Source organism: Nostoc sp. UHCC 0251 (assembly GCF_034932245.1).
GTDB lineage: Bacteria > Cyanobacteriota > Cyanobacteriia > Cyanobacteriales > Nostocaceae > Nostoc.
On sequence record NZ_JAYGHD010000145.1, the window covers coordinates 1 to 9297 of the forward strand.

At 45.6% G+C, this 9297-nt stretch carries 10 protein-coding genes and 1 tRNA gene; all 11 read right to left on the reverse strand.

Annotated features, from left to right (window positions below):
- Positions 1 to 25: 25 nt before the first annotated feature.
- Entirely contained in the window at positions 26 to 1594 is a 1569-nt protein-coding gene (locus VB740_RS15585) for a hypothetical protein (RefSeq protein WP_323200886.1), read from the reverse strand.
- Positions 1570 to 1866: a hypothetical protein gene (locus VB740_RS15590; protein WP_323200887.1), complete on the reverse strand. Its 297-nt coding sequence runs from the start codon at positions 1864 to 1866 to the stop codon at positions 1570 to 1572. Before VB740_RS15590 ends, VB740_RS15585 begins: the two co-directional genes overlap by 25 nt.
- A gap of 2 nt (positions 1867 to 1868) precedes the next feature.
- Complete coding sequence (locus VB740_RS15595) at positions 1869 to 2945, reverse strand: AAA family ATPase (RefSeq protein ID WP_323200888.1); 1077 nt, start codon at positions 2943 to 2945, stop codon at positions 1869 to 1871.
- 274 nt (positions 2946 to 3219) lie between these two features.
- Entirely contained in the window at positions 3220 to 4395 is a 1176-nt protein-coding gene (locus tag VB740_RS15600) for an aminotransferase class V-fold PLP-dependent enzyme (RefSeq protein WP_323200889.1), read from the reverse strand.
- A gap of 24 nt (positions 4396 to 4419) precedes the next feature.
- Positions 4420 to 4491 (reverse strand) — tRNA-Asn (locus VB740_RS15605).
- A 144-nt stretch (positions 4492 to 4635) separates the two neighbouring features.
- Positions 4636 to 5187 (reverse strand): NYN domain-containing protein, encoded by a 552-nt coding sequence (locus tag VB740_RS15610; protein ID WP_094352149.1) that lies wholly within the window; start codon positions 5185 to 5187, stop codon positions 4636 to 4638.
- Between the two features lie 288 nt (positions 5188 to 5475).
- Positions 5476 to 6153 (reverse strand): ABC transporter ATP-binding protein, encoded by a 678-nt coding sequence (locus tag VB740_RS15615; RefSeq protein ID WP_094352150.1) that lies wholly within the window; start codon positions 6151 to 6153, stop codon positions 5476 to 5478.
- A 13-nt stretch (positions 6154 to 6166) separates the two neighbouring features.
- A complete protein-coding gene (locus VB740_RS15620) occupies positions 6167 to 6439 on the reverse strand; it encodes a hypothetical protein (protein ID WP_012410874.1) in 273 nt (90 codons plus the stop codon).
- A gap of 479 nt (positions 6440 to 6918) precedes the next feature.
- The gene (locus tag VB740_RS15625) at positions 6919 to 7056 is read right to left on the reverse strand and encodes a hypothetical protein (protein WP_323200890.1); all 138 of its coding nucleotides are present in this window, start codon (positions 7054 to 7056) and stop codon (positions 6919 to 6921) included.
- A gap of 309 nt (positions 7057 to 7365) precedes the next feature.
- Positions 7366 to 8175, reverse strand: a complete 810-nt coding sequence (locus tag VB740_RS15630; RefSeq protein WP_323200891.1) for an SDR family NAD(P)-dependent oxidoreductase — start codon at positions 8173 to 8175, stop codon at positions 7366 to 7368.
- 58 nt (positions 8176 to 8233) lie between these two features.
- Positions 8234 to 8950, reverse strand: coding sequence for a CPBP family intramembrane glutamic endopeptidase (locus tag VB740_RS15635; RefSeq protein WP_323200892.1), 717 nt, complete (start codon positions 8948 to 8950; stop codon positions 8234 to 8236).
- Between the last annotated feature and the right edge of the window lie 347 nt (positions 8951 to 9297).

Consider the following 9297-nt stretch of genomic DNA (forward strand, 5'->3'; position numbering starts at 1 on the left):
ACTAGCTCACAATCTGCTTAATTTGTCAATGCCTTCTACTGGACTGGCTCTCTAGCAACTGTTCTATATACTTTTGCACCAAAGGCACTTGGAAAGCATTGCCTTCTTGAGTCAAGATTTCTTTTCGCGTTAGTTTACGGACAACGCCTTTGTCTTGCGGTGTGGGAGTTTCCCCGTAGATTATCCGGCGCAGGAGAGAGCGATCGCTATCTGTTAAACTCTTCCATAATTCCCGAAAATACTGATCGCCTCGCTCCAGCACAACCGATATAACTTCTTTAACATCCTGTGCAGTAGCTTTTGCTGTATCTGCTTCTCGCCTGTTTCTTCTGATATCGCGGTTTAGCAACTCCACCACCTCATAACACACCAACTGAACGAGATAAGGTTGACAGCGAGTAACTTGGATAATTTCATCTACAGCAGTTGGTTCATAGATATTGCTGAAATTCTCTACTGGCTGTTGAATCAAATCGCGGGCTTCTGACTCGTGCAGGTAAGTCATTCGCAAAGCACGGGTGTTAATTAGATAGTCACTCCAGTAATCATCAAGTTCAGATAACTCCTGTGAACCACTAAAAAGTAAAATCCACTTGCGTTGGTGTTGCAGCAGGTTACGAATAAAATTGAGCGGCGCACGGCTGCTTGTTGCTTCCACTACCTCACCCAGGCGTTCATATTCATCTAAACAGAGGAGAAATTGCTTGCCAGAGTTTTTGCGTTCTATTTCTGCTAACCAAGTTTGCAGCGCGGGAAATGGATCTTCAGCTAGTTTATTGGCATCTGGATTAGGCAAGAATACTTTGCGGGGTAATCGCCGTGCAGCTTCGATAATTTGTTGAGCTAAATTTTCAGCTAATCCTTTTAATGTTGTGGCTGATGCTGCTCCTTGTAAATCTACCAGCAAAGGTACAATATTTGCTTGTATTCTATAAGGGAGATATTTCAGCGCTGAAGTTTTCCCTGTTCTCCGCCCACCATAGAGTAACAACACTGGCGGTTGCTCAGAAAGCGCCAAAGATTCGATTTCCCGAAATATGCCAATTCGCCCTTTAAAACGATTCTTTGCTGTTTCCGGGTCTAGCGAGTTACCAGCAATATAAACTTGCCGAATTTCTTTTGATTGCTGTGCCTGTTCGTTTAAAGTGCCCTGCGCCGTTTCTAGTATAGTTAGCCAGCTTTGTGCAGTGTTGCCAAAAGAGATAGCAACACGAGCATCTTTTGTCAAAGCTAGACTTTGCCCCAGTTGGCGTAATGCGTTGATGGGAATGTTCAGTAACTCATATTTACGATAATGTGAAGTTGCTTCCTCTGATGCCCGTACATTTTGGCTGATTTCTAAAAATTGGGGTAGGACAATGCCAAGTTCCTTTGGTGGTGGTGAGGGAATCCATGCTAGTTGGTTGGCAATATCCACAATATCGCTCAACCACTGACAACGATTGAGAATATCTACAGCAATACCAGAAGTTGCCTGTGCTGCAACTTTTTGCTGATTGGTGGATGTAATTAGATAATTAATAGTCTCACGGGCAGCATCTGGGTTCTTTCCATAAGCTTCTACAAGCATCACATCCATGAAAGGCAGAGGCAAAATAATAGAGTGTAAACTGGTGCTACCAGCAATACGGCAACCATTGGGATTACAGCAGTTAGCCACCAAATTTGCCCAGCATAGCGACGCAGGCGGGGGTTAGTACCAAACTCAGCCCGTTTATCAAAGGGGTTATCTGTCGGCTTAAGTTCTGGATGAATATCGCGCAGCCAGCTTTTAAAGGTAAAAGGCTTGAAGTAAATCCAATACAAGAGGCGCACACATTCAGCCACATAATTCCAAAAGCCTGATGTTGGGGATTTGTTACTCATTGCTACTTTATCTCCAGCTTGTCGCGCACATAATCCCAAACTTCATTCCAGTCCACCACACCCACTAAAACCAATACTGGTAAAAGCAGCATGACTAACCCAGTAATCCAGTTGCCAATATCACCTACAGTTACACCAATGAATTGGGATATCTTACCTAGACGTACTGGTAAATCCCAAACTAACCAACGCAGCCATAATTGCCATTGCTGTCCGTTGGATGCCGATCTAGCTTTAGTAAGCTGTTGTTCAAACTGCTGTTTCGCCCACTTGATTGCCTTGCCTTGTTGACGTGCTGCCCACAAATAGTAACCAGCCAATTGCAACTTGTAAGGATGACGATCGCCCCATTGCTGGGCATGATTCTGTTCATCTACACTCAAAGCTGCACCATTTGTAGACCGAGTTGGTAAACGCGACAGTTCAATCGCCTCATCTGTAGTTAGTTCTTTCAAAGGAATAGTGTGACCAATATTGAAAAAACTAGAGACAAACCGATGCTCGTTAGCATAAACATCCAGTCGTTTACGCGAAGCCACCACTAGCATCAAGGCGTTGCTATCCATCAGCGATCGCAAATTGTCATAAAATCCATTATCGAATTCACGGTCATATTTCAAAAGGCTTTCAAAATCATCCAGACAGAGAACGGGTAACTTTCCTTGCTGTTTCCATTGCTTAACCGCATCTGAAAATGCTTGACGATTAAGCGGTTTAGTCTTCCAACAATTTTGCAGACTGCGTTGTTGCCATCCCTGAACATGACTCAGTAAACCTTCAGCTACAGCGTCATAGAAACCCGTTTCAGTTTGGCAATCTACACCCCGTAACGGTAGGTAAATTACCACATAACTACTGCTGTTGTTTAATACTCGCTGTTGCCAAGTCAGAACGAAATAATGCAGCAACGAAGATTTACCAATGTGCTTCTCACCAACTATATTTATACTTGTAGGCTGATCGCCCTTCATCCGAGATGCGATCGCGTGTAATTCATCTTTACGACCGACAAACAGCCTGGGATCTTCAATCATCCCCGCAGCCACAAAAGGATTAGAAGGCAGCGCTCCAGAAGTCATGTAAAGCGTTATCCTAGTTTCAGCAATTTAAGTGCAATCACCTAAAAGAATAGCACTAGCCCCATAATCTCTTTGCAGATCGCCAAGACGCGATAAATCACCGTACCAATTTGTAGAGACGGCGATTCATCGCGTCTCTTGCCTTAGCCGATTCACCGCGTCTCTTGCCTTAAACGTGGTATCTGAGAAAATATCTATTTGGCAAATCACCCAATATTTACTGCTACAAGTGCAAAACATACCCTTGATGCGATCGCCAGTTTCCTAAACTAGATTAACAGCACAATCCCTTTAATACCTTTGCCAAATACTCATACTGCTCTAAAGTATTGTAAATCTGCGCCGAAATCCTTACCAACAACCGAGGTTTTTCCTGCCACGGCATCACCTGCACTTGAATACCAAACTTATCAAACAACTCATCATGTATAGACATGAAATCGCGGTTTTCCAAAATCGCTGGCATTGGCACAACCGCCATTGAACCAATCATCTCCTCTGGACAAGGCGGCTGCATCTCCAGCGCTTCACAAAGTAGCCGTCTTCCTTGCAACACTAGCTGATGATTTTGCTGTCTCAATTCTGTCCACCCGCCAGGTAGCAACGAACCCATAAAAGCGATCGCTTCCGGTACACACATATAAGCTGTAGGATCGTCTGTACCTGTCCAGTCAAATTCCAACTGAAAGCGGCTTTTATCAGTGCGTGGCGAATTTGTGCCGTGGCTAATTGTCAGAGGACGAATTTCTGACTGTTTATCTCGTCGCACATACAAAAATGCTGCCCCTTTAGGCGCACACAGCCATTTATGACAATTTCCACTGTAATAAGTTGCGCCAATTTCTCGCAAATCGAGAGAAATCATTCCAGGCGCATGTGCCCCATCGACCAATGTATCTACACCCCGTTGTTGCAACTCCTTTGCCAACTCTTGAATCGGGAAAATTAGCCCTGTCTGGCTGGTAACATGATCCAAAAGTGCTAATCGTGTTTTTGGTGAAACTCGCTCAATTACTGCTGCGATTACTTGCTGTGGCGAGTTAATGGGGAAAGGAAGTTTTGCCACTACCACCCGTGCACCAGTGCGACTGGCAATAAAATCAAGTGCATTACGGCAAGCATTATATTCATGGTTGGTTGTAAGTATTTCGTCCTCTGGTGAAAATGTCAGCGACCTTAACACCGAATTAACGCCAGTCGTCGCATTGGGGACAAATACCAAATCCTGCACATCAGCACCCACAAACGCCGCCAGCTTACTTCTGGCATCGTCTAGCAGGGGTTCCCATTCCCTACCAAAAAAGCGTAAGGGTTCATGTTCGAGTTGCGATCGCAAACGTTGTTGAAACTCCAGCACTTGTTTAGGACAAGCACCAAAAGACCCATGATTCAGAAACGTCACAGCCGAGTCAAGCGACCATAAGTCTCTGATGGATAATCTAGAATCCAAAATTTAAAATCCAAAATTGATAAACTCCCCAGGCTGGATTCGAACCAGCGACCAATCGATTAACAGTCGATCGCTCTACCACTGAGCTACTGAGGACCACTCACGATTTATAATAGTAGGGCTAAAAATAGTATTTGGCAAGTACTTTCGCCAATATTTTTTTTAGATAGTTAATTTAGAGAAATTTTGCAGCCAAAATCGATTCAGGAACTTAAGCAGAGACTCTGAGATACTAAATATCTACTGTAATCCCATTCGTAATTCAGCCAGACGCTGCCGCGCCTTAGCGTCAATGGCATTAGCTAAAAATCTACTCTTAGATTGTTTGCGCGTATGATACTTTTGTCGCATCCGGCAAACGGTGGTTTCCACTTCTCCACAGAGTTGCTGTGCTGACAACCATTCAGCCCCATACCCTTGGATCATCAACTGCTGTGCCCGATCTGATGTAGCAACAATCACACGAGAAATCAAAGATTGGGCTATTTGGTGGCGAAAAGAAGCGCAGGATTTTTCGATATAAGTATCTGCTGTTTGCCCAAAATCAGTGTAATAAACAGATAAAAGCTCAGTAATAATTTCTTTATTACTAGAGCTATTTTGATATTGAGCATCAAAAACTATCTGAGTTGTGTAACCTTGAAACGCACTATAACCAGTCATCGCTTCCACAAGTTCGCCCCGTGCAGCCTCTAATCCAACGCTATCACGCGTTTTTTTAAGGCAAGGCCAAGCGCCTATGATATTGTAGCCGTCCACTAACAAAACGGCTTGGAGTAAGGAACGGGGCATGGTTTTTAATCACAATTTTCTAGAGTTAACAAAATTCATTCATAAGTTTTATAATAATTGATGCATAGTCTGTAACACTATGCTACACAGAATAAAAAATACGGCAACCTCACAAAACTCAAACCTCAGATAGACGCACCAACTTAAAACGCGCCTTTATTTAAAAGGCGCGTTACAGTTCTTTTTTAGTAGTATTCAGGAGTGCTAAGTACAATGAATTTGACTTATTTACTCAGCACTCATTACTCAGCACGGGCTAAACGCCCCGCTATCGCTAACAGCACTGAATTAAGAGGCTTCGCTGTGTACCTCCATCAGACGTTGTTTGAGACGTTCGGCTTCACCACTATCAACCAAAGAGCCTTTTTCTAGCAAGAAAGCGCCGTCACAGTAATTTAGCTCATCTAATCGATGTGTCACCCAAAGGGCTGTAATACCTCGACTTTTGACAAGGCGGCGGACACCAGCAACTAAATCCAACTGGCTATCTGGATCTAGTAAGGCAGTGGGTTCATCTAATAATAAGACTTCACAGCGACGGGCGATCGCACCTGCGATCGCGACGCGCTGTTTCTGTCCCCCAGAGAGTGCATAAATAGGTCGTCGTTGCAATGTAAGCAAATTCACCGCCCCTAACGCCTCCTCGACTCTTGCTCTGGTAGCAGCAGGTGGCAACTTTTCTTCCACCAATCCAAAAGCCACATCAGCACCAACCGTTGGCATCACCAGTTGATGATCCGGATTTTGGAAGACAAAGCCAACGGGTTGCAAAACCCGAATTTCCCCAGACTCAGGAGCTAATAGCCCCGCCAGCAGTCTCAGTAAAGTAGATTTCCCACTGCCATTTGTACCCAAGAGCATCCAAAACTCACCCTTGGGTACTTCTAAAGAGCAAGATTTGATAACCTTCTCTCCATTAGGCCAACTGAAATTTAAATCCTTGACCTCAATGCCCACTTGAGCCATTTGTCAACCTTGGTTACTCAGCAGCTACAGCGAAAAAGCCAGGTGGTCTGCCGCCACCAGGGGTTGTACCATCTTTCTGAACAATCTGCACCCCAGAAATTTCACTAGCGCGGACAGCAATTTTTTTCTCTGTCTTGCCTTCGCACTTGAGTTCCACAATGTCAGGGTTCCCAGAACGGATTGCTGCCAAAATCAGCTGATAGACAGCCTCGGCATCCTCTGCTGACTTACGTTGTACCGAGATAGGGAAAGCAGTATTTCTGATACTTAAGTCGATGGTAAACATTTAGCGCTAATCAAATTTAACTGTGGACTCATTTTAGCGTCAGCTGAGTGATTCTAGGGAAGAGGGTATTGGGCATACAATACTTGTTGGGGTTTTGTGTTTACTATTAACTGCTCTAATACTTTACGAGCAGTTGGGACTGGTGAGTGCAGTTATGCCCTACTCTTGCTCTAACTTAGAGGCGACGACTTCATTCATTGTCGGTGTTACCCTCTTAAATCGTATCCGTACCCTTGAATTTCGATACAATCTCCGCTTGCGATCCAGCCTCTTTTAATGCTGTTTTAATTGCCATTGAGTGTAATTAACAACCCTCTGTCCATCTTCACTCGCATGGAAACTCGCCCAAACGAACCCGGCGTAACTCTTAAATTGCTGTTCGACAAGATATGCGATCGCATCAATAAATAAATGCCTGCTGCTGTGATGGCTCGACTACAAACTCGATCAGCACTGTGAAGAAAAGGATAGTTTCTGGGTCAATTACCCTTTTCAATCCAAATTGTTGCTACTGCTGCACCCAAACTGATCCCAATGGCAATTCCGATCGGAATATTGTTAAATGCTGCACCGATCGCCATTCCTACAGCCATATATGTATTTTTGCCTGCAAACATATCTGTATATGTCCTCCTTTTCTCTTATTAGAAAAGTGCTAAGGCAGTGCGAAGGCGACTACATCATCGCCTCGCTTGGTATCTTCCCGTGACCGCCGCAATCACCACGAATTGCTTGCCGTTTTCACGCAGCCAAATACGTCGGCGTTGCCTGAGCGCCCGCTTTAGCTGCCGCATACATCGGCGCACCTGCTTCGGAAGACTGTAAACCAAACCGCTACTGACCTTGACGAGTGCTGCGTTGGTTTGCTGCCGCAGATACGGCAAAAATTCTTGACCTTGATATACTCCACACAGGGAGGTTAACACTCAACGAGCGGTGTAGCCTCCGTCCATCAAGTAGAAGCTGCCAGTAACGAAAGATGCCCTATTTGACAGCAGGAACGCCACCACTTCCGCAACTTCTTCAGTTTGTGCGAGGCGACCCATCGGATGCGAGGCTGCCATCTGCGATCGCGCTTCTTCCGGTACTTTGTGCATATTCGGTGTATCTACATAACCCGGACCGATGGCGTTGATTCGCACGCCTTTATCTGCATATTCCAGTGCCGCCGCCCGCGTCAGCCCGATAATTCCGTGTTTCGCGGCGGTATATGGACTGATGCCCGCGACACCGACCACGCCGTTTGCCGACGACATATTGACGATCGCGCCGCTGCCGCTGCGGATGATCGTGGGAATTTCGTACTTCAACCCAAAAAAGACACCGCTCAGATCGGTGGCAATCACATCGTTCCACCAGTCAATCTCGTAATCCGCAGTGGTAACATTATGCGGACCGGTAATGCCAGCGTTATTTACAGCCAGATGCAGTCCGCCGAAGCGATTTACCGTTTCGTTCACCATCGCTTCGACCGCCTGATGATTGCGGACATCGGTTTCGATCACGTGCGCCCGCTTGCCGGAAGCATCCAAACGTTCAGCAACGAGGTTTGCGCCGTCTACATCAATGTCGGCGATCGCTACTTTCGCTCCCATTTGAAATAACTTGAGAGCGATCGCTTCTCCCAGCCCCGTCGCCGCTCCGGTAACGACGGCAACTTTTTCGACAAACTCACAGACCAAATTTACTTCGTTGTTTGAATCCGCCGCCTGCTTGTTTTCAATTGTTTCTGCCATAACTTCCTCTATTTCAAATCAACCTTTTACAGAACGCAGCAAAGCTGCAAATGTCAGATTACTTTCTGAAGATGAGAAAAAAGAGTACGGTCGAGATGCTGTTTACCAGCGTGTGAGTCAGAGCCGCGCTCTCCCAACCTTTACGACGTGCAATGATGCCAACGACTACACCAAAAAAAGTAAGGAATAGTAATCGTCCTAACGATGCATCCACAATCACATGCTTGAGTGAAAACAGGACGGCTGTGAGCAACAATCCGGAAGCAAAACCAAGCTGCTTCATCAGGCGGGGTTGAATCAATCCACGCCACAACCACTCTTCAGCTATAGGAACGAAGATGCCATTGACAAGTAACATGCTTGTGACAATCAGCACTGGAGCAGCCTGAGGAAACAGTGGGGGATCCAAAGAGGGACTTTGCCAGCCAGGAAGTTGAACCTTTCCCCAGAGCCATTGATCGAGAGGAGAGAGGAGATTGATTGAAAGCAGAATCACTGCCGTACCTACCCAAGGCAGCCATGTCTTTGCCTGCGCCAGAATATCGTGTATAACCTGACTGACACGCCCTACATTGCGTTGTGCTTTAGGCACGGTAAACCACACAAGCAGAACATAACACAGGATGATTGATAGCATATCGTTCACCCGCTCTGCTGCCAGGAGGGGGAGCCAATAAGCGACAAAGCGCCGCGCAACGTATTCTGCAAGAATGATCAGCGTGACCCATGCGATCGCAGAGGTAAATGAATTCTGTGAGATGAATTTTTTTACCATAATTTTCCGCATTTAAAGCTGCTAATGGAGCAAAGACCGCGCATGATGCATTCACTGAGATGATTTCCCGGTTTTATTGGTAATCATCTGTGTAAGTTATAGAAAGTGATGCAACATATAGAAAGCTTCAACGGTTGGTTAATTGAATTCTGTGCGACTGGTGGATGAATAAACGGGTTTAAGTCCCCAAATTTTAAATTTGGTGGTGGTCTTCAAGACGCTTGCCGACACGGCAGGAGCTATCTATCAGTGGCGGGTCCCAATCCCTCACTGATTGATTCTGAATTCTGACTGGGAGCAATGCGATTTTGTGAGGTGAGTAAGCAGGGGAGGCAGAGGAGGCAGAG